Source organism: Kocuria tytonicola, from assembly GCF_003687455.1.
GTDB classification, from domain to species: Bacteria; Actinomycetota; Actinomycetes; order Actinomycetales; family Micrococcaceae; genus Kocuria; species Kocuria tytonicola.
The window spans coordinates 17,248-40,630 of the sequence record NZ_PHOA01000012.1; the positions used below are offsets into that span (position 1 = coordinate 17,248).

The window sequence follows — 23,383 nt, forward strand, 5'->3', positions numbered from 1 at the left end:
GGGATTCGCAGCGGATGCCCGGACGGATCCGGTCAGCACATGCGCTCTCCAGGGGAGGAACCACTGTGAAGTCCACTCACCACTCACGCAGGGCCGGGACACCGCGCGCCGTCCGCAGCGTCGCGGCCGTCGCGGCCGCGTCCGCGCTGCTGCTCACGGGGTGCAGCGGCGGGGAGTCCGGCCCGCCCACCCTCACGTGGTACATCAACCCGGACGACGGCGGTCAGGCCGTCATCGCGCAGGACTGCTCGGAGGCCTCGGGCGGCAAGTACACCATCCAGACCTCCCTGCTGCCGCGTGACGCCTCCTCGCAGCGCGAGCAGCTCGCCCGCCGCCTCGCCGCCGGGGACTCCTCCATGGACATCATGAGCCTGGCCCCGCCGTTCGTGCCCGAGCTCGCGGAGCCGGGCTTCCTGGCCAAGCCGCCCCAGGACGTCGTGTCGGCCACCACGCAGGACACTCTCGAGGGCCCCCTCAAGGGAGCCACGTGGAACGGCGAGCTCGTGGCCGTGCCCTTCTGGGCCAACACGCAGCTGCTGTGGTACCGCGAGTCCGTGGCGAAGGCCGCGGGCCTGGACATGTCCCAGCCCGTCACGTGGGACCAGATCATCAAGGCCGCCCAGTCCCAGGACAAGCACCTGGGCGTGCAGGGCATCCGCGGGGAGTCCATGTCCGTGTGGGTCAACGGCCTCGTGGAGTCCGGTGGCGGGCACATCGTCACCGACGGCGAGAAGGGCCAGGACGCGCAGGTCAACCTGGACTCCGAGCAGGGCCGCAAGGCCGCGGAGATCATCGGCACCATCGGCAAGGACGGCCTGGGCGGACCGGGCCTGGCCACCCAGGACGAGAACGCCTCCATGATCCAGTTCCAGGGGGACAAGGGCTCGTTCATGGTCAACTGGCCCTTCATCTACTCCGCCTCCCAGAGTGCTGTGAAGGAAGGCTCCCTGGACCAGTCCGTGGTGGACGACATCAAGTGGACCACGTGGCCCCGCGTGAACGCCGACACCCCGTCCGCTCCCCCGCTCGGCGGCATCAACCTGGGCGTGGGTGCCTCCTCGCAGCACCAGGACCTCGCGTGGGACGCCGTGCAGTGCATCGTCTCCTCCGAGCACCAGGCGCAGTACTTCGCCACCAACGGCAACCCGCCGTCCTCCGCGAAGGCGTTCGACGACCCCGAGGTCAAGAAGGCCTATCCCATGTCCGACACCATCCGGAAGTCCCTCGACGCCGCCAGGCCGCGCCCGCAGACCCCGTACTACAACGAGATCTCCACGGCCATCCAGCAGAACTGGACCCCGCCCGGCGACGTCACTGAGGACACCCCTCGTGAGACCACCGAATTCATCAAGGAAGTCCTGAAGGGAGATGCGCTGCTGTGAGTAGCACCGTCGACTCGCGCGCTCGCGCGGCCGCACCGGAGAAGGGCCGGTCCAAGACCCACCTCTCGGACCGGGCCCGCTCGGAGCGGAAACTGGGGTGGCTGCTCGCCGGCCCCGCGTTCGTGATCATGCTCCTGGTCACGCTGTACCCGATCGTCCAGGCCCTGTGGGACTCCCTGTTCTCCTTCCGGCTCACCGCGCCCGGGGACAAGGAGTTCGTGTTCCTGGGCAACTACGCCACCGTGTTCTCGGACCCCGTGTTCTGGCAGGACCTGGGGGTGACCATGCTCATCACCGTGGTCACCGTGCTCGTGGAGCTCGTGCTGGGCCTGGCGCTCGCTCTCGTGATGCACAGCGCCATCAAGGCCACCCGGGGGCTGCTGCGCACCGCCATCCTGGTGCCCTACGGCATCATCACCGTGGTCTCGGCGTTCGCGTGGTTCTACGCGTTCGACATCACCACCGGGTACGTCAACAACTGGCTCTCCTGGCTGCCCGTGATCGGTCCGGACTTCAACTGGTTCGCCTCCGCGGGCCCGTCCCTGACCGTGATCATGGCCTCCGAGATCTGGAAGACCACCCCGTTCATCTCCCTGCTGCTGCTCTCCGGCCTGGCCCAGGTGCCCGGCGAGCTCACGGAGGCCGCCCGTGTGGACGGCGCGTCCTCGTGGCAGCGGCTCACCCGGGTGGTCCTGCCGAACATGAAGGCCGCCATCATGGTGGCCGTGGTGTTCCGTGCGCTGGACGCCTTCCGCATCTTCGACAACATCTTCATCATGACCCAGGGGCAGTACGGCACCGAGACGCTCTCCCTGCTCGCGTACCGCACGTCCATCGGTCGCCTCGAGATCGGCCTGGGCTCGGCCATCTCGGTGATCCTGTTCATCTGCGTGATGATCATCGCGCTCGTGGCCATCAAGGTCTTCAAGGTCGACCTCACCGGTGGCTCTGGGAAGGGGAAGTAACCCGCCATGCTGAGCACGAAACAGAAAATCGGCTGGACCGTCATCTCCGTCCTGGTGCTGGTGTACGCACTGTTCCCGGTGCTGTCCATCCTCATGACCTCGTTCAAGGCCCCCTCGGACCTGACCTCCGGAAAGTTCCTCCCCAGCAAGTTCGTGGGGGAGAACTACGAGCAGATCTTCGTGGGGGATGCCAAGGACCTCTTCCTCCCCGCGCTGCGCAACTCCATCGGCATCTCGCTGATCGCCACGTTCATCGCCGTGGTGCTGGCCACCCTGTGCGCGTACGCCATCGCACGGCTGGACTTCCCCGGCAAGAAGCTGGTGCTGACCACCGCGCTGATGGTCTCCATGTTCCCCGTCATCTCGATCGTCACGCCGCTGTTCAACCTGTGGCGTCAGATCGGGCTGTACGACACCTGGCTCGGCCTGATCATCCCCTACCTGTCCCTGACGCTGCCGATCTCCATCTGGACGCTCACCGCGTTCTTCCAGCAGATCCCGTGGGACCTGGAGCGCGCGGCCCAGGTGGACGGCGCCACCACGTGGCAGGCGTTCCGCAAGGTGATCGTGCCCCTGGCCATGCCGGGTGTGTTCACCACGGCGATCATCGCGTTCTTCATCGCGTGGAACGACTTCGTCTACGGCATCGGCCTGACCTCCACCTCGGCGGCCCGCCCGGTGCCCGCGGCCCTCGCGTTCTTCACCGGCGCCTCGCAGTTCGAGGACCCGGCCGGCGCCATCTCCGCGGCGGCGATCATCGTCACGATTCCCGTGGTGCTCCTCGTGCTGGCGTTCCAGCGCCAGATCGTCTCCGGTTTGACCCAGGGCGCGGTCAAGGGCTGAGCCCGGGCCTCCCCCTTCCACGCTTAGACACAGTTAGGACTGAGAAGACATGGCAGCAATCACCATGGAGCACCTCGTCAAGAAGTACGACGACGGCTTCCCGGCGGTCAACGACATCTCCATCGACATCGCGGACGGCGAGTTCCTGATCCTCGTGGGCCCCTCGGGCTGCGGCAAGTCCACGCTCCTGCGCATGGTCGTGGGCCTGGAGGACATCACCAGCGGTGACCTCAAGATCAACGGCGAGCGCGTCAACGACCGCCAGCCGCGCGACCGCAACCTCTCGATGGTGTTCCAGAACTACGCCCTGTACCCGCACCTGTCGGTGTACGAGAACATCGCGTTCCCGCTGCGCCTGGCCAAGGGCCAGTTCAGCAACGACGAGATCGACCGCAAGGTGCGCGAGGCCGCCGAGACGCTGGACCTCAACGAGCACCTCGAGCGCAAGCCGGCGAACCTCTCGGGTGGTCAGCGCCAGCGCGTGGCCATGGGCCGCGCGATCGTGCGGGACGCGGACGCGTTCCTCTTCGACGAGCCGCTGTCCAACCTGGACGCCAAGCTGCGCGGTCAGATGCGCACGGAGATCGCCCAGCTGCAGCGTCGCATGGGCATCACGTCCCTGTACGTGACGCACGACCAGACCGAGGCCATGACCCTCGGTGACCGCGTGGCCGTGCTCAAGCGCGGTCAGCTGCAGCAGATCGCCTCCCCGCGCGAGCTGTACGAACAGCCCGTCAACCTGTTCGTGGCGGGGTTCATCGGCGCTCCGTCCATGAACTTCATCCCGGCGCGGATCAGCGGCGGGGTGTTCCAGACTCCCATCGGTGACATCGAGGTCCCCGAGCGGGTGCAGGCGAAGCTCTCCGGCGCGCCCGAGCTCGTGCTGCTGGGGCTGCGCCCCGAGCACTTCGAGGACGCCAAGTTCGTGGACGAGGCGAAGGTGGGCCACGGGACCATGTTCGACGCCGAGTTCACCCACACGGAGTGGCTGGGCAACCAGCAGTACGGCTACATCCAGTACGAGCAGGACCAGACCGTGCAGCACAAGCTGAACGAGTTGGCCCAGGAGCTGGACGCGGACGAGATGCCCGCCCAGGTCATCGTGTCCCTGGACGCCTCCTCCCGGATCCGCGGCGGGTCCACCGCCAAGATCTGGCTGGACAGCCGCCGGATGCACGTGTTCAACCCGGAGACCGGCGAGAACCTCACGCGCGACGCCGAGGCCGGCGCCGAGCTGACCCGCGAGGCGAACGAGGAGCGCAAGTCCGAGATCGAGCGCGCCCGTCAGCGGGACGCCTCCCGCGGCGGGCAGAACGCCCACGCGGGAGCCGGGACCGCCACGGCGGGCGTTGCGGTGCACCGCGGCGGGGATGCCGTCACGGGCCGGGAGAGCACCGGGCAGGGCGGCTCCACCGCCCTCTGACCCGCACACGCACCCGAGCTCCCACTGCGGCGAGCACGCGATGACGGCCGGCCCCCTCCGAGGGGACCGGCCGTCGTCGTGCCCGGTAGCGGGCGCGGTGACTGCGGCGGAGACTGCCCGATGACGGCACCGGCGCAGCCTCCCGGGATGTCGCGGCAGCGGATGGCGAGGACGACCCGCGGACGGCGCCGGCGCGGCTCCCGAGGCCGGCGCGGCGGGGTGGCGCGGCGGGGTGGCGCAGCGGTGGCGGCAGGAGCGCTCAGGCCGCGGGCGCGCCGAAGGCCCACCATGCGAGCAGGGCGATCACGGCGAGCAGCGCGAGCGAGGACGTGGCGTAGCGCAGCCGCGGGTACCGCACCCGCCAGGAGACGAGCCGGGGCCAGTGCTCGCTGACCTCGGCGGGGGTGGCGCGGGTGAACTTGACGTGCTCGACGCCGCTGCGCAGCGCGAGGTCCTGCAGCGTCCTCCCGTCCCACACGGTGCCGTCCAGGGCGAGCGCGCAGCGCCCGGACGCGGTGACGAACCACAGCTGCGGGCGCCCGCGCGTCCTGCCCGGTGCGCCGTGGACCGGCAGCAGGTGCTCCACCGTGACCACCTGGGCGATCTGCTCCCGTGCCACGGCGCGGAACCCCACCCACCGGGAGAGCAGCACGTGCCGTGCAGTGAGCACCACGAGGGCCGGGCGGAGGTACGCGTAGGCCGCCAGCAGCCCCAGGAGGGCGAGGAGCGCGAGAGCCGCGGTGACGGGACCCGCGGCGCGGCGGTGGTACAGCAGGGCCACCACGGCGGCCGCGACGCCCAGCGGGGGCAGCGCGGCGGCGATCCTGCGGCCGTAGGAGCCCAGGCGGGGGTGGAACACGTGCTCGGGTGCCCCGTACCGGGAGGGGATCTGTCGGACGGTCTCTGCCATGTGCTGCCTCGCGCGTGCTGGTGCGGTTCCTCGGGGGCCGTGGGCCCGGTGGGTGGTGGTCTTGGGCGAGCGCGGTGAGCTCAGGCGGGCCGGGTCGCTGGGCCCCGGTGGTGCCCGGTGGGTCGCTGGGCCACGGTGGGTGGCACCGGAGCACCGGGGCAGGTGCCCCGCGCCGCCGGGTTCAGCCTAGTGCTCGGGGGACACGCGTCCGGCCCGCGCCCGGGTATCCACTACCGTGGGGAGCCATGGAACGCAGTGATCGCATCGTCAGGGCCGTGGGGGCGTGGTTCTTCCTGATCGTGCTGGCGGTGGCGGCCGCGGCGGTGACCATTGCGCTCGTCAACAAGTACCAGTACGGGCCGGAGACGGATGTCCGCGAGTACTTCCAGGCCCTGCAGGACGGCGACGGCGGCAAGGCCCTCGGTCTGCTGAACGCCCAGGTGCCGGACTCGAACGCGGCGCTGCTGGACGGGGAGGCACTCCGGGAGGCGGGCAGCCACCTGGAGGACGTGCAGGTCTCCACGGTGTCCTCGGACGGGGACCACGCCGTGGTGCGGGCCTCCTACCTGCTGGACGGCCGGGAGGCGTCCTCGGAGTTCAGCCTTCACCCCGCCGAGACCCAGTGGGGGTTCTTCACGGTGTGGGACTTCGACCCCTCCACCCTGCCCACCATGACCGTCTCCATGCCCGGTTCCACGGCCGTGGACATCAACGGTGCCTCCGTGGCGCTGCGCGGCTCGTCCCGCGACTTCGCCGTGTTCTACCCCGGCGTCTACACCGGTTCCTACAGCTCCCCCATGATCAGCGCGGAGCCCCGCGAGGTGGCCGTGAGCGACGAGGACCAGCGCACCACCATGGAGCTCACGGCGGTGCCCTCGGAGCAGCTCAGGCAGCAGGTGGAGGAGCAGGTCCACTCCCACCTGGACGCGTGTGCCTCCCAGGACAGCCTGTACCCGGCCGGCTGCCCGTTCTCCCACGACTTCCCCGGGCGCATCCAGGGCAGGGTCTCGTGGCGCGTCACCGACTACCCCGCACCCGAACCGCGCCTCGGAGGCCCGCACACGGACCAGTGGTCCCTTCCGGACAGCAGGGGCACCGCGCACATCGAGTTCACCGCCGTGGACCTCTACGACGGGCACACCACCAAGGTCTCGAAGGACGTGCCGTTCACGTTCTCCGCCCGGCTCGCGGTCACCGGGGACAAGGCCACGGTTACCCCGAGGTGAGCAGGGAGGGCCTGCGCCCCCGCCGGCCCCAGCCCCGTCCGGCCCTCAGTCCAGTCCGCGCAGCTCCAGCGTGAGCGTGGCGGGGGCTGCCGGGTCCACGGTGAACGGGATCCCCCAGTCCTGCTGGTACAGGTGGCACGCCGCGTGCTCGGGGATCTCGCCGTCCGGGGAGCCGTCGCACGCCGCCGCGCGCGCGGTCACGTGCAGGACCCCCTCCGTGACGCCCTCGGCCAGGCGCAGCGTGCGGGTCAGGCCCTGAGCGGTGCCGCCACCTTCCGCGAGCGCCTCCTCGGGCGAGGACGAGACCTTCAGCTGCGTGGGATCCCCCCACCGGGTGTCGAGCTTCTGTCCCGCCGGTGCCGCGAACCGCACCGCGAGCTCCAGCTCACCGGGAGCCACGGGCGTGCGCCTGCGTTGCATCTGCGCCGCGCCCTCGTCCACGGTCTGCGCCTGCTTGGGCACCGCCACACGCACCAGGCGGTGCGCGTTGGTCTCCACCACCACGAGCGTGGGCTCCTCCTGACCGGTGTCCAGCAGCACGTCCGAGGGCTCCGCGAGTCCGCGCGTGAGCGTCGTCGTCTCCCGCGTGGCCGGGTCGTAGCGGCGCACCGCGCCGTTGTAGGTGTCCGCCACGGCCACGGAGCCGTCCGGGAGCACCGTCACGCCCAGGCAGTGCTGCAGCCGTGCCTCGCCCGCGGGACCGTCCCGGAACCCGAAGTCGAACAGCCCCAGCCCCACGGCCGACTCCACCACGGGTGTCCCCTCCGCGCTGCCGACGCCGCTGTCCCCGGCCGGGTCCGCGGCCTCGCCGCCTCCGGTGGCCGCCTGCGAGAAGCGCACGCTGCGCAGCGCGGAGGACTCGGAGTCCGCGACCCACACGGTGCCGTGCACGTCCTGCACGAGCCCCGAGGGCTGGGCGAACCAGGACTCGTGGGCGGTGCCGTCGCGCAGGCCCTCGTCCCCGGTGCCGGCCAGGACCGCGATCGCGCCGGTGCGCGGGTCGAAGGAGAACAGCTGGTGGGTGCCGGCCATCGCGACCACCAGGGTGTCCGCGGCGTCGGACCACACGAGGTCCCACGGGGAGGACAGCGCCACGTCCGTGGGATCGGTCTCCGGAACGAGGTTGGGGTCCACGCCCCGGGCGCGGGCGTCGTCGAGCAGCCGCTGCACACCGCTGCCCGCGATCGTGCGGACCGAGCCGCTGCCCAGGTCCACGCCGCGCAGCCGGTGGTTCACGGTGTCCGCGACCACGAGGTCGTAGCCCACCGCCGAGCGCACCGCGCCGGGGAGCACGGCAATGCCCTGGGGCTCGTTGAACCGCGCGAGCTCCGGGCCGCCGTCCGCCCAGCCGCGTGCGCCCGAGCCGATGGTGCGGCGCACCGTGGTGAGGTCGGACTCCAGCTGGACCAGGCGGTGGTGACCGGTGTCGCTCACCATGAACGAGCCGTCCGGCAGCGCCACGACCTTGCCGGGGAAGCGCAGGTCCCCCTCGGGCTGGGGGCGGGGCACGTACGGCCCGTCCCCGCGGTGCAGCGTGCCCTTCTCCTCGTGCTCGGCCACGAGCTCCTCCACCAGTGAGGTCAGACCCGCCACGTGGCCCTCGCCGGAGAGGTGCGCCACGATGTAGCCCTCGGGGTCCACCACCACCAGGGTGGGCCACGCGCGCGCCGTGTAGGCGTCCCAGGTCTGCAGGCGGGGGTCGTCCAGCACGGGGTGGGTGATCTCGTAGCGGTCCACCGCGGCCGCCAGCGCGTCCGGGTCCGCTTCGTGCTCGAACTTGGGCGAGTGCACACCCACCGTGACCACCACGTCCCCGTACTTCTCCTCGAGCGGGCGCAGCTCGTCCAGCACGTGCAGGCAGTTGATGCAGCAGAAGGACCAGAAGTCCAGGATCACGATCTTCCCCCGCAGGCCCTGCAGGTCCAGCTCCTGCCCGCCGGTGTTGAGCCAGCCGCGTCCGGTGAGCTCGGAGGCGCGGACGGGAGTGGTCATGCGTGCAGCGGTCAACGGGGGTCCTTCCACGGGGGTGCAGGGGTTCTCTCCCTGCCAACGCTATCCCCGCGCCAGGACTTCCCGCGCACCGCATGACGCCCGGCACACCGCCCCGGGCACCCCCGGGCCAGCTGCGCCGGGACGACGCCGCCGCGTGCCGGAGCGGGCAGGGGGCCCGAGGACGGGGCTGGGCCCCGGAGACGGACCCGTGCGACGTCGTCCTCCGCTGCGGCAGGACGTGGGAGTGGGGCGGGTCAGCGGCGGGGCTCGTCCCGTTCGGCGAGTTCGGCCATCATCGCGTTGTAGGCGCGCAGCTCGGCGTCGTCCGTGCGGTCCGCCTGCCGGTCCACGCGGCGGTTCTCCTTGCTGCCCTCCATGGCCCACAGCACGGCCATGATGACGGCGAGCAGGAACGTGGGGAACTCCCCGATGCCCCACATGAGCATGCCGCCCAGCTGCTGGTCCTCCAGGGCGCCGGGGCCCCACGGGCGGCCCATGTTGCCGAACCACGAGGCCTGCAGCACGGTGGTGAGGCTCATGATGCTGATGCCGATGAAGGCGTGGGCGGCCATGGTGGCCAGCAGCAGCACCAGCCTCATGGGGTAGGTGGGCCGGCGCGGGATGGGGTCGATCCCGATCAGCACGAGCGCGAACATGTACCCCGTGAACAGGAAGTGCACCATCATGAACTCGTGGCCCACGTGGTAGCGCAGGGTGAAGCGGAAGAGGTCCGTGAAGTAGAACAGCACGATCGAGAATGCGAAGTTCGCCGCCGCGAAGATCGGGTGGGTCACGATCTTCCCCCACGTGGAGTGCACGAGGCGCAGGATCCACTCGCGCGGCCCACGCGTCCCGTCCCGGCGGGGCTCCAGTGCCTTGAGAACCACCGTCACGGGCGCGCCGGACACGAGGAACAGGGGCACAATCATCGTGAGGGTCATGTGCTCCACCATGTGGGCGGAGAACAGCACGCGCGCGTAGACGGACACCCCGCCGCACGTGGCGTAGACCAGGGCCGCCAGACCCACGAACCAGGACGCGGTGCGCAGGGGGGACCAGGTGTCGCCGCGCCGCCAGACCGTCACGGCGGACCACAGGTAGACCACGGCCAGGAACACGGCCACGGCCACCCAGAACCAGTCCCAGCGCCACGTGGTGAACCAGCCGGCCACGGTGGGCTCCGGGGGCAGCTCGTACCACGTGAGGATGCGGGCGGGTGAGGCGTCCGGGGACAGTTCCTCCGGGACGGGCGGAGCGGTGCGGCTCAGGGCGGTCGCAATGCCCATGAGCAGGCCCATGAGCACGACCTCCACCACGATCACGCGCCACAGGGTGGCCGTGCGGGAGCGGGAGCCGTCCGCCACACCGGGAATCAGCCACTGCCGGTGCGCGAAGCCCGCGGCCGCGAGCACCAGCGTGAGCACGAGCTTGGTCACCGCGAGCATGCCGTAGGAGGAGGTCAGCTGCTCCCAGGACCCGATCCGCACGGCGGCGTTGATGATCCCGGACAGCACCACCAGGAGGTAGCAGCCCAGCGCCACCACGGAGTAGCGCCGCAGCACCACGGCGAGCAGGGGCTCCGTGCGGGTGGTGCCACCGCGGTGGCTGACCACCGCGGACTCGCGGGCCAGCAGCGGGCCCACCCACACGAGCACGATGATCCCGCCCACCCACAGGCACACGCCCAGCAGGTGCAGGCCCAGGGAGTTCACCGCCCCCATGTGGTCCGCGCCGCCGGCCGCGTGCCCGTTGAGGGCCAGGGCCACGAGCGCCACGAAGGACAGGGCGAGGGTGCAGAAGAGACCGAGCAGGGAGCGCACACCGAACACCAGGGTGGTCACCACCGCGGCCACCATCACCAGCACCGCCTGGGACTGGCCGGTGGAGATGCCGGTGACGTAGTGCAGCAGCTCCTGGGTGTACCCGGCACCCGCGCCGATCCCCGTGCCGGAGACGTCCGAGTAGGTGAAGACCAGCACGGCCACGGCGGCCACCGTCCACACCACGGACGCCGCCTCCACGAGCTGCATCACCGCCCGGAACACGGGGTGCTCGGGCTCCCCCGTCTGCTCCCGGCTGTTGCGCGGGGGCCGGGTGCGGGAGCGGTCCGCGAAGCGCGGCACCACGCCGATGGCCAGCAGCAGACCACCCATGACCACGCTCATGGCGATGTTGTGGACGGTCTCCACCACGGGCAGACCCCACCGCACGAACGTGCCGGGGTCCGCCACCTGCCGGGGAGCCGCCGCACCGCCGTAGACGAGCGCGACCGTCATGCCGATCATCGCAGCCACGAGCACCACCGTGACGGTCCACGGGCTCACGCTCACCCCCGCACCCTTCGAGGGGGCGGGACCCCGGCCCGTGGATCCGGGGGATCCGCCCCCGCGTGCCGGGCGGGAGCCCCTGGTCCGTGCGGTGGTACTCATCGTGGCGCTCCTCCGGCCCGTCGAGTGATCGGTCTGTGCTTCCGGCGTGTCACGCCACCGGGGACGCTGTGCGCTCCGCAGTACGGGCTCACCCGAACAGTGTGTCCCCGATGAACCCTCCGGGCCCGCAACCGGGCGGGATGGCGAACACGGCCGAGCCGATGGGCACCGTCCAGGTGTTCAGCATGTCCAGCTCGTCCAGGCGCTTCTGGATGGGCACGAACTGCCTGCCGGGGTCCGCCTGGTAGGACGCGAAGATGAGTCCGGTGTTCGAGACGCCGCCGGAGACGTCCCCGGACCGGCTGTGTCCGGACGCGTCGCTCACCGCCAGATCATAGTTGTAGACCCTGCGGAAGATCTTCTCGTCCGGGTTCTCGCTCCGGGAGCGTCGCACGTGGCTGTAGGAGGAGATCACCGGGAACCCCAGCGGGCCCTTGGCCCCGAAGTCCGGCTCGTCGTGCTCCTCGCTGCCGGTGAGCGGCGCACCGGTGGAGAGCTTGCGCCCCACGGCGTCCTCCCGGGCCGGGGTGTCGGCCTCGTCCCACGTGTCCAGGTTCATGTGGATGCGGCGGATCACCACGGACGTGCCGTCCTGGATCCAGGGCTCGAACCCGCCCTGCCCGTAGACGACCCTGTCGTGGTCCGGTTCCCCGGGGTAGGGGTTCACCGTGCCGTCCACCTGCCCGAACAGGTTGCGCATGGTCTGCCCGTCCTCCGTGGCCCCCACGGTGTTCCGGAAGCCGTCCTGCACCCAGCGCACGCTCGCGAACGAGCGCACGTCCTTGAGCAGCACGCGCTGCGCGTGGGCCAGGGTGAGCTTGTCGTCGCAGCACAGCTGCAGCAGCAGGTCCCCCTGGTTCCACTTCTCCTGGAGCCGGTCGATCGAGAACGCGGGCAGGGGGCGCAGCCACCCGGGCACGCGCGAGGCGTCCACGAGCTTCAGCGCCCGCGGGCCGAAGCCCACCGTGACCGTGAGCCGTGACGGGTTCTGGGCGAGCCACGGCTCCTGGTCGTTGAGGGGCGCCTCCCCCTGGGTCAGCGCCGCGGCGTCGTCGGTCAGGATGCGCAGCAGCCGCCGCAGGGAGTCCCGGGAGGCCCCGGTGTTCAGGTCCAGGCCCACGAACGCGCAGAAGGCCTGGGGCAGCGTGGTGACGCCGGCCTGCCGCGCGCCGTGGAACGGCTCGGTCCTGAGCCCGGGGCGGGGTCCGTTCTGCGCGTCGGCCAGGCCGGGGGCCGTGGCACCCAGCGCCGCCGCGGACACCGCTCCGATCCCCGTGGCGCCGGCGCCGGCGACCGCGCCCGTGAGCAGCGATCGCCGGCTCCACCCGGTGCGCGCGGGGGACTCGTTCCCCGCCTGCGGGGGATTCCGGTCAGTGGCCATGGCATTCCGGCAGTGCCGAGGAGGACGGGGACGCGCCGTGCCCCGCATGCCCCGAGTGCTCGTCGTGCGAGCCGCTGCCGTGGGACGAGCCGTGCGAGGCGTGCTCGTCGGAGGAGCCGTGCGAGGCGTGCTCCTCCGAGGAGCCGCTCGCGCCGTCGCCGGGCGCGTAGTTCTCCTTGGCGCCCGAGTAGTCGCGCACGGGAACGGTCACGTCCTGGGTGCCGGCGTCGGTGGTGAGCTGCAGGCTCAGGTCGGCCCCCGGCTGCAGGGAGCACGTCAGCCCCATGAGCATGATGTGGTTCCCACCCGGCTCCAGGGTGAGGCTCTGGCCGGCCGGGATCGTGAACCCGCCCTTCTTCTCCTGCATCTGCGTGGATCCGCTCTGCGCATCCTTGGCGGTCTCGTGCATCTGCACGGACTCCGCGATGCCGTGGGTGTCCGCGCCCGTGAGCGTGACGTCCTTGTCCGAGGTGTTCTTCACGGTGCCGAACACGCCCGTCATCCCGGAGTTCGCCGCTTTGGCCCAGCCCTCGCTCAGCTCCAGCGGACCGGTCGCGGTGGTCCGGGACGCGGAGCTCTCCGCGGAGCCCGACGACGCCTGCTCGCCGTTCTGCGCGGAGCAGCCGGTGAGCGCCGCGAGACCCAGGCCGAGGGCGGCCACGGTGGCCAGGGCCCGGTGGGCCGGGCGCACCGGGCGGGACGCGGCGGGAGCGGTGTTCTGGTGGGTGGTGGTGCTGGTGTTCATGGTGTGAATCCTTCGAGATCTGTGAGGTGTGGTCGGCGCGGGTGCACGCCCTGCCGCACGGCGCGGAACCAGGCCATCCGGGGCGGCGCACCGTACCGAGCGCACCGCAGCGGGCGGGCTGCAACGGGCGAGCCAGGACTCCCGCATGCCTCTACCGGCATGCGGTGGGTGCCGAGCGGCCACCGGGGCGCGCAGACGCACCGCGGGCCCGGGTGGGCCGGCAGCCCTGGCGGGACGTGCGGCGTCGACCGTGAGTGGTGGGAACGGGCGTCGAACCGCGGAGCTCAGGGCTCCGGGCGGGCCCGGCGCGCATCAGCGCTGCTTGGGACGCGTGGCGACCGCGAGGACCACGAGCAGCAGCAGCAAGGCCACCACGCCGCCGATCACGGGCAGCACCCAGCTGGGTACTCCGGTGCCGCTGACCTTCTCCTGCTTCTCCTGCTGGGACGCCGAGGTCCCGGAGCTCTGGTCTCCGCTGGCCACCGGGGCGGGAGGCGCCGTGGTCTCGGCCCCCTTGCCCACGGAGTACGTGAACGTGCCCTCGATGGGGTGCCCGTCCTGTGAGACGACGCGCCACGTGACGGTGTAGGTCTCGTCCGTGTCACCACCCTCGCGCAGCGGCTGGGACACCTTGGTGTTCTGCACCGCGAGGGTTCCGCGGGTGACGTCCGTGCCGTGGGAGTCCGTGACCCGCACCTCGCTGCCGATGTCCTGGATGTTGCCGGAGAAGGTGAGCTCGAGCGTGGTCGGTGCCTTCTCGAGCGTCGCCCCGGACTCCGGGTTGGTGCGGACGAGCTCGTCGTGCGCACTGGCGGGACCGGCGGTCCCCAGGACGAGGAACAGGGCCAGGACGGCCGCGAGAAGCGCCGGGACCGTGGTGGCCGCCGCGAGACCGGGGGTGGTCCGGGCGGGGCCCGCCGGGACAGCTGGCATGGCGGTGTGGTGTGTGGCCGTCCGGGGTGCGGACCGGCCGTGGATGTCAGTCATGTGAGTGCTCTCCTGCGCCAGGGGCGCGTTGCGGCCGCGGGTGCGCGGCCAGGTGGATGCGTGGATGCGCTGAACGGCACCGGCGTCCGGGAGTGCTCCGTGGCGGTGCCTAGACCAGGGCAGGAGGACCGCGGTATCCGCAGACCGCGGAGAGCAGCAGCTGGTCCGCGAGTGCTCGCGGGGAGGTCCAGGACGTGCGCCGCGGCACGGCAACCGTGACCGGGCGGTGCACTGCCCGCAGGATCCGCAGGACGCGCAGGGAGAGCGCGTGCAGCAGCCGGAAGAGCGCCACCTCGCCGTGGCGCAGCAGCAGGTAGGTGGCCACCGCGGCCACCGCGTGCGCGGTGAGCATCCCGCCGCCGTGGTGGGCGGCGGAGGGCAGGACCGAGACGACCACGGCGGGGCCGTCCGCGGCCGCGGCACCGTGGTGGTGGGTGTGGTCCACGGTGTGCGCCGCACCCCCGGAGTGCGCGAAGAGCACGTGCAGCAGCATCTGGGAGCTCAGGACCGCGCCGGCCACGCTGCCCCGGGACAGCACCCGGCCGGCGAGCAGCATGCAGAGGGGCGCGGCCAGGCACGTGCTGAGCGCGACGATCAGCGCGGGGGGCCAGGATCCGTCCGCGGCGGCGTGGGAACCGGCCGCGAGCGTGGTGGCCACGAAGGCGGCCACCCAGCCCCGGGCAAGCCGGTGGGCACGACGGGACACCGAACACCTCCGGGGCAGACGCAATGGGGACGGGTCTCCATTATGCGCCACGGCACGGCGGAGTTCGAGCATGCCCCCCCCCGCGCGCCATGCTCCCTTTCTTCTCTGCTCTTCTCTGCGCGCGGACACCTCTGAGGGTGCGGCGCCCACGGGTGCGGCCGGTGGGGGCGTCGCGCCCTGCCCGTGGAGACCCCCATCCCGGCACGGGGTGCACCGGGGCCGTGGGCGACGGCGGATGCCGCGGACGGAATATGGGGCTGACGTGCGAAGGGACCGTTCACGCGGTGCGTGAACGGTCCCTTGAGCAGTGCCGGGTGCGGACACCCGGACCGGGCCTACCTCACTTGGAGGAGACAGCAGCCTTGAGCTTGGAGCCCGCGGTGAGCTTGACACCGTGGCCGGCCGGGATCTGGATGGCCTCGCCGGTCTGCGGGTTGCGGCCCTGACGAGCGGCACGGTCGGTGCGCTCCACGGACAGCCATCCGGGGATCGTGATCTTCTCACCCTTGGAGACGGAGCTCTCGAAGACCTCGAAGAGGGAATCCAGCACGCCGTTGACGGCGGCCTGGGTGTTGCCGGACTTCTCGGCAACCTCGGCAACGAGTTCGCTGCGGTTCATAGCCATGTGCTTGTCCTCCTGGACTCGGGTGGCGTTCGCTGGGGAAGGCGTGACCGGGGGTCACACGGGCCTTCCGGTGCAGAAATTACCAGCTGGACTTGTAGATGCCGGGCAATTCGCCGCGGTGAGCCATGTCGCGGAAGCGCACGCGGGAGATGCCGAAGCGCTGGAAGGTGCCGCGGGGCCGACCGTCGATCTGGTCGCGGTTGCGCACGCGGATGGGGGACGCGTCGCGGGGAAGCTTCTGCAGACCCAGACGGGCCTCCTCGCGGGCCTCGGGGGACGCGTTCTCGTCCACCAGGGTCTTCTTCAGCTCAGCACGCTTCGCGGCGTAGCGCTCGACGATGACCTTGCGCTGCTCGTTCTTGGCGATCTTGGACTTCTTGGCCATGGATTCAGCGCTCCTCGCGGAAATCGACGTGCTTGCGGACCACCGGGTCGTACTTCTTCATGACGAGACGGTCGGGGTTGTTGCGACGGTTCTTCCGGGTCACGTAGGTGAACCCGGTGCCTGCCGTGGACTTGAGCTTGATGATGGGACGTACGTCCTTGTCCTTGGCCATCTCAGATCTTCTCCCCACGTGCGATGAGCTCGTTGACCACGGCATCGATGCCGCGGGCGTCGATGACCTTGATCCCCTTGGCGCTCAGGTTGAGCGTCACGTTGCGACGTAACGACGGCACCCAGTAGCGCTTCTTCTGGATGTTCGGGTTCCACCGGCGCTTGGTGCGGCGGTGCGAGTGCGAGATGCTGTGGCCAAAGCCCGGCTGGGCCCCGGTCACCTGGCAGTGCGCTGCCATAGTGTTCTCCTCCAATGTCCAATGTCGACGAAATGACGGCACGCATGGTGGCCACCGGACGGGTGTACCGCCGACAGCCGCACCCAAGAGTGATCCGCCACCTCAAGAAAATGCCACCGTTCGCGCGCCGGGCGTGATGGGTATGACCCCGCGGCAGTACCGGTCAGGGCACTCGCTACGACGAAGACGGTGAAGATCAAGGCGCCGGTAGATGGACTCCACCACACGACAGCCTTAGATTCTAGGCTTCTACGGACTCTCTCGCAAATTCGGCAAACGAAAAAGGTGCGATCGAGCGCCCCTCGATCCTAGCCCGTGGGCCGCGCTGCGCCAATTCGGCGACCCCGCGGATTCAGGGTCATCGGACCGGCCCCGTAACGACTCGGGGCGGGGCGACGGCGGGGGCAGGGCCGTCCATGACCCGGCACTGCGCCCCGCCGCACTTTCCTCGGTCCCATCTCCTCACCCAGGAGATTAGGTAAGGGTAGTCTTACCTAATTAGTGCTCGGGTGCAAGTGTCACCCCCGGCACCGGGCCCCAGCCGCGGGACGTCAGGAGTCCTGCCCGAGGGGATCGGTGGGGTCCCGGCGCTCGGGCTGCCTGGGGGCCCTGCCCGTGGGTGTGCGCCGGTGCGTTCCGAGAGCTTCGTTGAGCACGTCCACGAGCGCGTTCACCCGGTCCGTCCGGGGCAGGGACTCCAGCATCACCGGCCGGCCGTCGGAGTCCGCGAGCGGCACCCGCCAGTTGGGGTACTCGTCGCTCGTGCCGGGCTGGTTCTGGATCCGCTTCTCCCCCACCGCGTCCACGAGGGCCACGTTGAGCAGCAGCGAGGGTGCGTCGCACAGGTAGCGGTAGAGGGCCTCGATCTTCCGCTCCTGCGGCGCGTCCAGGCCCTCGGGGAGGTACCCGGCGTCCTGCACGGCGGTGAAGAACGTCTCGAGCTGCCTCCGCGCGTCCGCCCGCTCCTCCTCGGGGGAGCGGGCGAGCAGGCCCAGGTCCTCGCGCAGCTGCAGCTGGACCCCGTCCAGGTAGCCCGGAGTGGGCGGGAGGTCGTGCGTGTTGACCGAGGCCATGCACAGCTCGCGGTAGCGGGACGGGTCCAGCGGGACCTCGCCGTCCATCTCGAACCACAGGATGGAAGTGCCCAGCACACCCTTGCGCTCGAGGTGCTCGCGGACGCTGTCCTCCACGGTGCCGAGGTCCTCGCCCACGACGACCACTCCGGCCAGCTCGGCCTCCAGCGCCAGCACGCCCACCATGGCCTCGTGGTCGTAGTACACGTACGTGCCGTCGGAGGCATCATTGCCCTCCGGGATCCACCAGAGCCGGAACAGTCCGGCCACGTGGTCGATCCGCACACCGCCCGAGTGCCGGAAGATGGTCCCCATCATCTCGCGCCACGGGCGGTAGCCGGCCGCGGCGAGCTTCTCCGGGTGCCACGGCGGCTGACTCCAGTCCTGGCCCAGCTGGTTGTACATGTCCGCGGGGGCACCCACGCTCACCCCGGAGGCCATGACGTCCTGCAGCGCCCAGGCGTCCGCGCCGTGCTTGTGCACCCCCACCGCGAGGTCGTGCATCACGCCGATGTCCATGCCCGCCCGGTGAGCGGCGCGCTGGGCGGCCTCGAGCTGCTCGTCCAGCAGCCACTGCAACCACACGTGGAAGTTGATGCGGTGGCTCAGCCGGGACCGCGCCTCACGGGCGTAGGGGGCTTCGGGCGAACGCGCCCCGTCCTGCCACAGCGGGGAGTCCTCCCCGAGCTCCTCGCGCAGCGCGCACCACAGGGCGAAGTCCTGCAGGGGCTGGCCGGCGTGCGCCACGAAGGCCTCGAGCTGCTGCTGGCGGTAGGGGGAGCGGCGGACCGTGTAGAGCAGCTCCAGGCTCTTGAGCTTCGCCGCGTAGGCGGAGTCCCGGTCGATGCTGCCGGGGTCCAGGACGGCCTTGCGCTGGATGGCCGCGAGCCGCGCCACCACCTCGCGGTCCGCGGGCCGCAGGTACGGGAACTCGGCCACGTCCCCGATCCGCAGGTAGAGCGGGTTGAAGAAGCGCCGGCTCGAGGGCAGGTAGGGCGAGGGCTCCACGGGCGGTGCGGGCTCGGCGGCGTGCAGCGGGTTGATGAGCACGTAGTCCGCACCCTGCACCCCGCTGATCGCGGCGAGGGAGGCGAGGTCCGAGAGGTCCCCCACGCCCCACGAGCGGGAGGACATCACCGAGTACAGCTGCGCCATGTACCCCCAGCGGCGCCGGCCGCGCAACCGGTCCGTGGTGCTGAGCCGCACCGGGGTCACGGCCACGTCGACCTCGGCCCGCTCCCCGGAGTCCGTCACGGCCTCCAGGCGGTACCAGCCCAGCGGCAGGTCCTGCGGCAGGGCGTACTGCACGCGCCGCCGGGTGCGTCCGTCCACCTCCGCGCTCTCGGGGGTGCCGCCCTGCTCGGGCTCCAGAACCCTCGCCTCGTCCGGCTCGCCCTCGGGCCACAGCCGTATCCGCACGGAGTCCCCCTCCGCGAGCGTGACGGCCACGGTGTCCCCGCACCCCGCCTCCGCGACCACCACGGGAGGGAGCAGACGCAGCCACGGGGCCGTCTCACGCTCGCGCAGGGAGCGGGCCACGGCGTCGTCGTCCGTGACGTCCGCACCCAGGGCCGTGAGCACGCTGCGCAGCGTGTCCTGCGGAACGGTCACCGTGGTGCCATCGAAGCCCTCGTACTCGGTGGCCACCCCGTACCGCGCGGCCAGGCGCTGCACCGGGGATTCCCCTGAAGTTCCTGCTGTCTCAGCCATGCGTCCACTCTAGCCAGCGCGGACCGGGTCCCCCGCCGCCGGACGACGACGCCGGCCCCGCCCCTCGTGCGTCCCGCACCGGTGCGCGTGGTGGCCACCACAGCGCGCAGGGGCGCTCGCCCGTGGCCGCCCCGGCGCGGGCGGGCCCCGCCCGTGCGCGTGGTTGACTGGATGCATGGAACCCACTCTCCCCGCACCGGACCCGCAGTGGCGCCCGCGCGCCGTCGTCTTCGACTGCGACGGGGTGCTCATGGACACCGAGCGGGCGTGGGCCCGCGTCCAGAAGCGCGTGGCCGCCGGATTCGGGGTGGACATCGACGCCGCCACGGAGACCCGGCTGATGGGCCTCTCCGCCACCGACATCGCCGAGTTCGTGGCCGGCCAGGCGCGGCGTGCCCACGGCGAGCAGTCCGCGCCGAGCGAGGCGGCCGTGTACCGGGCCCTCGTGGGCACCGAGGCCGAAGTGGTGGGCGCCGTCCTGGAACCGCTGCCCGGCGCGGTGGAGACCGTGAAGGCCCTCGCCCGGCACGTGCCCGTGGCAGTGGCGAGCAACTCCACGAGCGCGATCCTGGACCGAAAGATGCACGCGGTGGGACTCGCGGACACGCTGCGGACCTGGGTCAGCGCCGAGGACGTCCCGCGCGGCAAACCCGCCCCGGACATCTACGAGGAGGCGGTGCGGCGCCTGGGCGTGGCACCGGAGGACACCCTTGCGGTGGAGGACTCCCCCGCGGGGAGCACCGCTGCGGCCGCCGCGGGGCTGTGGGTGCTGGGAGCACCACACGGCCACGAGGAGCCGCTCCGGAGCCACTTCCTGGTGGAGTCCATGGGCGATCCGGCGGTGGGCGAGCTGCTGCGCGGCTGGGGCATGCCGCTCTGAGGCGGGGCGTCCCGGGCCGCGCGCGGACCGGAACGCTCCGGGGCAGGGCTCAGCTGTTCCAGAGACCGTACGTCTCGGCCAGCTCGGAGACCTTGCGGGCGCGGGCGAGGCGCGGCAGGTAGGAGCCGTCCGCTCCCCCGTGCCCGGAGTTCGCCTGCTCGATCATCTCCTTGGCCCAGTGGATCTCCTGCTCGCTCGGGGCCAGGGCGCGGTTGATGCCGTCCGTCTGCTCCGGGGTCAGGCACAGCTTGCCGGTCATGCCCATGGACTGGGTGACCCTGCACGCCGCCGCCAGCTCCTCCCCGAGCACGCCGTTGCTCGGCCCGTCGATGGGCCCGGGCAGCTCTCCCACGCGCGAGGCGGTCACCAGCGTGGAGCGGGCGAACGCCAGCGCCATGGGGTCCGCGGAGGCCCCCGTGTCCTTGCGGAAGTCCCCCACCCCGAACGCCAGCCGGAACACCCCGGGGGCGCGGGCGATGTCGTAGGCGTTCATCAGGCCCACCGCGGACTCGATGAGTGCGACCACCGGGGTTCCGGCACGGCTCATCATGGCGGTCTTGGTGATGTGGTCCGGGTGCTCGGTCTTGGCGAGCACGATCCCCCGCAGGTTGCGCACCTCGCTCAGGGCGGCGAGGTCCTTCTCCCAGTGCGGGGTGGTGATGTCGTTGATGCGCACCCAGGCACTCACACCCTGCTGCATGGCCTCGACCATCTCGGCGCGGGCGCGGTCCTTGTCCTCCTCAGGAACGGCGTCCTCGATGTCCAGGACCACGGAGTCCGCCTCCGAGGCCAGCGCCGGGGCGAACAGGGAGGTGTCCGCCGCGGAGGTCAGCAGCCACGAGCGGGACAGTCGGGCGGGAAGTGCTGCGGCGCGCTGGTTGCGGTACGGGGCCATGGTTCTCCTCGGGGCGGGGCGGTCATCGGATCGGTGGGTGGGCGGGCACCGCGGGATCAGTGCGGGGACGACGGCGCCGTGCCGCGCGGCGCCTCGCCAACCCTATGCGCGCCGCACGGGGGCGCGCCGCCCGCACCCACCACAAAAGCCCCCGCCCGGGGTTTGTGGGATTCCCACCACGTGGGCGGGTGCAGCGCCCCTGTTGCTACGCCACGAGCGGGGTGTGTCCCGCGGGCACGCGCTCCCCGGGACGGACCGGCCCGGGGGCGGTGGTGCCCGGGGCGAACGGCGAGCCACCGAGGGCTTCCCGGCCGTGCGGCGTCGTCCAGTTCTCCAGGGCGGGGCCGCGCGGAACGATCCCCGAGGGGTTGATGTCCCGGTGCACCACGAAGTAGTGCTCCTTGATCTGCTGGAAGTCCACCGTGTCCCCGAAGCCCGGGGTCTGGAAGAGGTCCCGCGCGTAGCCCCACAGGTGCGGCAGCTCCGTGAGCTTGTTGCGGGAGGCCTTGAAGTGGCTCACGTAGACGGGGTCGAAGCGCACCAGCGTGGTGAACAGCCGCACGTCCGCCTCCGTGATGTGCTCCCCCATGAGGTAGCGGCGGGGGCTCAGCCGGTCCTCCACCCAGTCCATGGCGGCCCACAGCCGGTCGTACGCGGCGTCGTACGCCTGCTGGGACCCCGCGAACCCGCAGCGGTACACGCCGTTGTTGATCTCGGTGTAGACGCGCTTCATGACCTGCCGCATCTCAGGGACCAGCTCGGCGGGCCACAGGTCCGGGGCGCCCTCACGGTGGAAGCGCCGCCACTGGGTGCTGAAGTCCTCGGTGATCTGGGGGAAGTCGTTGGTGACCACCTGACCGGTGGGGACGTCCACGATGGCCGGGACGGTGATGCCGCGCGAGTAGTCCGGGAACCGTGCGAGGTAGTTCTCCTGCAACCGCTCGGTTCCGAGCACCGGGTCCCGCCCGTCCGGGTCCAGGTCGAAGCGCCACGAACGGGCGTCGTGCGTGGGCCCGGGCATGCCCACCGAGATCGCGTCCTCGAGCCCCAGCAGGCGGCGCACGATGAGCGTGCGGTTGGCCCAGGGACAGGCGCGCGCGGCAACCAGCCGGTACCGCCCCGCAGCCACGGGCCAGGCACGGGCGCCGGGAGCGAGCTCGGCGTGGTCCGGGTCCGCCACGATCCGGTCCTCGATGTACGCGGTGTCCCGCGTGTACTCCTGCCCCGCGTGGACGTAGAGTCCCGCGGTGGAGTGGGGGTCCCCGCTCGTGGGTTTCGTCATGACGGCCTCCTCCGGTGGTGTGCAGTGATGATACGTCACGCATTTTGGCGGCCACGCTCCCGCGTGCGCCTTCCCACGGCATTCACCACCCGGCTGCGGGCCGGGCACCCCGCAACGTTCGCCGCCCCGGGGCCTGGCCGTGCCCGCCGGGACTACAGTGGCCGTGTCCGGGCCGTGCACGGCCTCCCCGACCTCCTTCCCCTGGATCTGCCATGAACCCCGTTCAGCGCCCCCGGCACGAGCACGACTCGTCGGAGCCCCCGTCGCAGGAGCACCCGCGCGAGGGCGTGCGCCACCACGACCATGTCTCCCGCGGCACGGAGGATGACCGGCCCCGGTACGGGATCCGCGTCCCTCCCACCCCCGCGGAGGGCGCCTGTCCCCACGGGGACACGGCCGCCGGCCACGTGGGCGGCCCGGAGCGCCCAGGGCACCCGGGGGACCCTCGCGCCACGGGCGACGCCGCGGCGTCGGGCCCCCACGGCGTGTCCGCTCCCGGGGGCGCCCGACCCGCGCCGTCCCCGCAGGAGCGCACCGCGACCACCCGCGCAGCGCGCCGCATGGGACGCGGGCTGTCCTTCACCGTGATCCTCCTCGGCCTGCTCGTCGGCCTGGGTCTCGTGGCGGCGGACGTGTGGTTCGGCTGGGTGCTCGGCGTGGTGCTCGTGGTGCTCGGCGTGCTGGGCTACGCCGTGGTGCAGACCGGCGCCCTGCCGGTGTTCCAGGACCCGGGCGGAACCGCACGCCGCTCCTGGTCCAAGCTCTGGCTGATCCCCGCCGCCCTGCTCGTCCCCGGTCTCGCGTGCCTCGGGATGGCCTTCGTGGTGCCCTCGTGGCTCGGCCCCCGCGTGCCCGCGGAGCTGCTGGACGACTACATCCTGGCGTTCGGGGTGGGCGGGATGACCATGGTGGTGGGCGCCGGGCTGGGCTTCGGGCTCGTCGCCACCGCCCGCTTCACCCGGCCCGACGACGACGACTCGCCCCTGCGCCCCACGGACTACGCCGAACGGCTGCGCGAGCGCGAGGACGGCGGCGACTACTACGATTCGGACTGGATCAGGCGCGACCACCGACCGTGAGCGGCCCCGGTCCGGCACTCGTGCCAGGGCACGGCCCGTCACCACGACCCCCTAC

Annotated in this window: 21 protein-coding genes; 7 read left to right on the forward strand and 14 right to left on the reverse strand. The window is 71.6% G+C overall.

Annotation, left to right across the window (positions count from 1 at the left end; genetic code table 11):
* Positions 1 to 65 precede the first annotated feature (65 nt).
* The 4 genes from CWC38_RS02960 to CWC38_RS02975 are packed head-to-tail and all read left to right on the forward strand — an operon-like array spanning position 66 to position 4,613.
* Positions 66 to 1,382, forward strand: a complete 1,317-nt coding sequence (locus CWC38_RS02960; RefSeq protein ID WP_240625019.1) for an extracellular solute-binding protein — start codon at positions 66 to 68, stop codon at positions 1,380 to 1,382.
* Positions 1,379 to 2,347, forward strand: coding sequence for a carbohydrate ABC transporter permease (locus tag CWC38_RS02965; protein WP_121845342.1), 969 nt, complete (start codon positions 1,379 to 1,381; stop codon positions 2,345 to 2,347). The genes CWC38_RS02960 and CWC38_RS02965 overlap by 4 nt, the downstream gene beginning before the upstream one ends.
* 6 nt (positions 2,348 to 2,353) lie before the next feature.
* A complete protein-coding gene (locus tag CWC38_RS02970; RefSeq protein WP_121845343.1) occupies positions 2,354 to 3,190 on the forward strand; it encodes a carbohydrate ABC transporter permease in 837 nt (278 codons plus the stop codon).
* A gap of 49 nt (positions 3,191 to 3,239) precedes the next feature.
* Positions 3,240 to 4,613: an ABC transporter ATP-binding protein gene (locus CWC38_RS02975; RefSeq protein ID WP_121845344.1), complete on the forward strand. Its 1,374-nt coding sequence runs from the start codon at positions 3,240 to 3,242 to the stop codon at positions 4,611 to 4,613.
* A gap of 259 nt (positions 4,614 to 4,872) precedes the next feature.
* On the opposite strand, the gene CWC38_RS02980 is transcribed toward CWC38_RS02975, so the two are convergent.
* Positions 4,873 to 5,523: a hypothetical protein gene (locus CWC38_RS02980; protein ID WP_121845345.1), complete on the reverse strand. Its 651-nt coding sequence runs from the start codon at positions 5,521 to 5,523 to the stop codon at positions 4,873 to 4,875.
* Between the two features lie 245 nt (positions 5,524 to 5,768).
* Between CWC38_RS02980 and CWC38_RS02985 the strand changes: the two genes are divergently transcribed.
* On the forward strand, positions 5,769 to 6,749 hold the full coding sequence (locus CWC38_RS02985; protein WP_121845346.1) for a hypothetical protein: 981 nt from the start codon (positions 5,769 to 5,771) through the stop codon (positions 6,747 to 6,749).
* 45 nt (positions 6,750 to 6,794) lie between these two features.
* On the opposite strand, the gene CWC38_RS02990 is transcribed toward CWC38_RS02985, so the two are convergent.
* The 11 genes from CWC38_RS02990 to malQ form a co-directional block, all read right to left on the reverse strand.
* On the reverse strand, positions 6,795 to 8,741 hold the full coding sequence (locus CWC38_RS02990) for an NHL domain-containing thioredoxin family protein (protein WP_121845347.1): 1,947 nt from the start codon (positions 8,739 to 8,741) through the stop codon (positions 6,795 to 6,797).
* Between the two features lie 254 nt (positions 8,742 to 8,995).
* The gene (locus CWC38_RS02995) at positions 8,996 to 11,170 is read right to left on the reverse strand and encodes a bifunctional copper resistance protein CopD/cytochrome c oxidase assembly protein (protein WP_121845348.1); all 2,175 of its coding nucleotides are present in this window, start codon (positions 11,168 to 11,170) and stop codon (positions 8,996 to 8,998) included.
* Positions 11,171 to 11,258: 88 nt separating this feature from the next.
* A complete protein-coding gene (locus tag CWC38_RS03000) occupies positions 11,259 to 12,551 on the reverse strand; it encodes a Dyp-type peroxidase (RefSeq protein WP_121845349.1) in 1,293 nt (430 codons plus the stop codon).
* Positions 12,541 to 13,296, reverse strand: coding sequence for a copper chaperone PCu(A)C (locus CWC38_RS03005; RefSeq protein WP_121845350.1), 756 nt, complete (start codon positions 13,294 to 13,296; stop codon positions 12,541 to 12,543). Before CWC38_RS03005 ends, CWC38_RS03000 begins: the two co-directional genes overlap by 11 nt.
* Before the next feature lie 312 nt (positions 13,297 to 13,608).
* Positions 13,609 to 14,229 carry a copper resistance CopC family protein gene (locus tag CWC38_RS03010; protein ID WP_240625020.1) on the reverse strand — a complete coding sequence of 207 codons (621 nt, stop codon included), beginning with the start codon at positions 14,227 to 14,229 and terminating at the stop codon, positions 13,609 to 13,611.
* Between the two features lie 163 nt (positions 14,230 to 14,392).
* Positions 14,393 to 14,989, reverse strand: coding sequence for a hypothetical protein (locus tag CWC38_RS03015; RefSeq protein ID WP_121845352.1), 597 nt, complete (start codon positions 14,987 to 14,989; stop codon positions 14,393 to 14,395).
* Positions 14,990 to 15,329: 340 nt separating this feature from the next.
* Positions 15,330 to 15,614: an HU family DNA-binding protein gene (locus tag CWC38_RS03020; protein WP_055082754.1), complete on the reverse strand. Its 285-nt coding sequence runs from the start codon at positions 15,612 to 15,614 to the stop codon at positions 15,330 to 15,332.
* Between the two features lie 79 nt (positions 15,615 to 15,693).
* Positions 15,694 to 15,999 (reverse strand): 30S ribosomal protein S14, encoded by a 306-nt coding sequence (gene rpsN / locus CWC38_RS03025; RefSeq protein WP_012397436.1) that lies wholly within the window; start codon positions 15,997 to 15,999, stop codon positions 15,694 to 15,696.
* 4 nt (positions 16,000 to 16,003) lie between these two features.
* Positions 16,004 to 16,171 (reverse strand): 50S ribosomal protein L33, encoded by a 168-nt coding sequence (gene rpmG, locus CWC38_RS03030; protein WP_012397435.1) that lies wholly within the window; start codon positions 16,169 to 16,171, stop codon positions 16,004 to 16,006.
* Position 16,172: 1 nt separating this feature from the next.
* Positions 16,173 to 16,409: a 50S ribosomal protein L28 gene (gene rpmB, locus CWC38_RS03035; protein WP_012397434.1), complete on the reverse strand. Its 237-nt coding sequence runs from the start codon at positions 16,407 to 16,409 to the stop codon at positions 16,173 to 16,175.
* A 551-nt stretch (positions 16,410 to 16,960) separates the two neighbouring features.
* Positions 16,961 to 19,192, reverse strand: coding sequence for a 4-alpha-glucanotransferase (gene malQ / locus CWC38_RS03040; protein WP_121845353.1), 2,232 nt, complete (start codon positions 19,190 to 19,192; stop codon positions 16,961 to 16,963).
* Positions 19,193 to 19,367: 175 nt separating this feature from the next.
* Here malQ and CWC38_RS03045 point away from each other — a divergent pair, with 175 nt between their 5' ends.
* On the forward strand, positions 19,368 to 20,072 hold the full coding sequence (locus tag CWC38_RS03045; protein WP_121845354.1) for an HAD family hydrolase: 705 nt from the start codon (positions 19,368 to 19,370) through the stop codon (positions 20,070 to 20,072).
* Between the two features lie 49 nt (positions 20,073 to 20,121).
* Here CWC38_RS03045 and CWC38_RS03050 read toward each other — a convergent pair whose 3' ends face one another.
* Both CWC38_RS03050 and CWC38_RS03055 read right to left on the reverse strand, forming a co-directional pair.
* Positions 20,122 to 20,967 (reverse strand): HpcH/HpaI aldolase/citrate lyase family protein, encoded by an 846-nt coding sequence (locus CWC38_RS03050; protein WP_121845355.1) that lies wholly within the window; start codon positions 20,965 to 20,967, stop codon positions 20,122 to 20,124.
* A gap of 205 nt (positions 20,968 to 21,172) precedes the next feature.
* The gene (locus tag CWC38_RS03055) at positions 21,173 to 22,249 is read right to left on the reverse strand and encodes a glutathione S-transferase family protein (RefSeq protein WP_121845356.1); all 1,077 of its coding nucleotides are present in this window, start codon (positions 22,247 to 22,249) and stop codon (positions 21,173 to 21,175) included.
* A gap of 212 nt (positions 22,250 to 22,461) precedes the next feature.
* Between CWC38_RS03055 and CWC38_RS03060 the strand changes: the two genes are divergently transcribed.
* A complete protein-coding gene (locus tag CWC38_RS03060) occupies positions 22,462 to 23,328 on the forward strand; it encodes a hypothetical protein (RefSeq protein ID WP_121845357.1) in 867 nt (288 codons plus the stop codon).
* The last annotated feature ends 55 nt before the right edge of the window (positions 23,329 to 23,383 follow it).

What these genes read in the sequence shown, in the direction of transcription:
- rpmG (WP_012397435.1), bottom strand. Translation starts at nt 16,171, where the DNA reads ATGGCCAAGGACAAGGACGTACGTCCCATCATCAAGCTCAAGTCCACG.
- CWC38_RS02995 (WP_121845348.1), bottom strand. Translation starts at nt 11,170, where the DNA reads ATGAGTACCACCGCACGGACCAGGGGCTCCCGCCCGGCACGCGGGGGC.
- malQ (WP_121845353.1), bottom strand. Translation starts at nt 19,192, where the DNA reads ATGGCTGAGACAGCAGGAACTTCAGGGGAATCCCCGGTGCAGCGCCTG.
- rpsN (WP_012397436.1), bottom strand. Translation starts at nt 15,999, where the DNA reads ATGGCCAAGAAGTCCAAGATCGCCAAGAACGAGCAGCGCAAGGTCATC.
- CWC38_RS03050 (WP_121845355.1), bottom strand. Translation starts at nt 20,967, where the DNA reads ATGGCCCCGTACCGCAACCAGCGCGCCGCAGCACTTCCCGCCCGACTG.
- CWC38_RS02970 (WP_121845343.1), top strand. Translation starts at nt 2,354, where the DNA reads ATGCTGAGCACGAAACAGAAAATCGGCTGGACCGTCATCTCCGTCCTG.
- CWC38_RS03010 (WP_240625020.1), bottom strand. Translation starts at nt 14,229, where the DNA reads ATGCCAGCTGTCCCGGCGGGCCCCGCCCGGACCACCCCCGGTCTCGCG.
- rpmB (WP_012397434.1), bottom strand. Translation starts at nt 16,409, where the DNA reads ATGGCAGCGCACTGCCAGGTGACCGGGGCCCAGCCGGGCTTTGGCCAC.
- CWC38_RS03020 (WP_055082754.1), bottom strand. Translation starts at nt 15,614, where the DNA reads ATGGCTATGAACCGCAGCGAACTCGTTGCCGAGGTTGCCGAGAAGTCC.
- CWC38_RS02980 (WP_121845345.1), bottom strand. Translation starts at nt 5,523, where the DNA reads ATGGCAGAGACCGTCCGACAGATCCCCTCCCGGTACGGGGCACCCGAG.
- CWC38_RS03060 (WP_121845357.1), top strand. Translation starts at nt 22,462, where the DNA reads ATGAACCCCGTTCAGCGCCCCCGGCACGAGCACGACTCGTCGGAGCCC.
- CWC38_RS03000 (WP_121845349.1), bottom strand. Translation starts at nt 12,551, where the DNA reads ATGGCCACTGACCGGAATCCCCCGCAGGCGGGGAACGAGTCCCCCGCG.
- CWC38_RS02975 (WP_121845344.1), top strand. Translation starts at nt 3,240, where the DNA reads ATGGCAGCAATCACCATGGAGCACCTCGTCAAGAAGTACGACGACGGC.
- CWC38_RS03045 (WP_121845354.1), top strand. Translation starts at nt 19,368, where the DNA reads ATGGAACCCACTCTCCCCGCACCGGACCCGCAGTGGCGCCCGCGCGCC.
- CWC38_RS02990 (WP_121845347.1), bottom strand. Translation starts at nt 8,741, where the DNA reads ATGACCACTCCCGTCCGCGCCTCCGAGCTCACCGGACGCGGCTGGCTC.
- CWC38_RS02985 (WP_121845346.1), top strand. Translation starts at nt 5,769, where the DNA reads ATGGAACGCAGTGATCGCATCGTCAGGGCCGTGGGGGCGTGGTTCTTC.
- CWC38_RS03005 (WP_121845350.1), bottom strand. Translation starts at nt 13,296, where the DNA reads ATGAACACCAGCACCACCACCCACCAGAACACCGCTCCCGCCGCGTCC.
- CWC38_RS03055 (WP_121845356.1), bottom strand. Translation starts at nt 22,249, where the DNA reads ATGACGAAACCCACGAGCGGGGACCCCCACTCCACCGCGGGACTCTAC.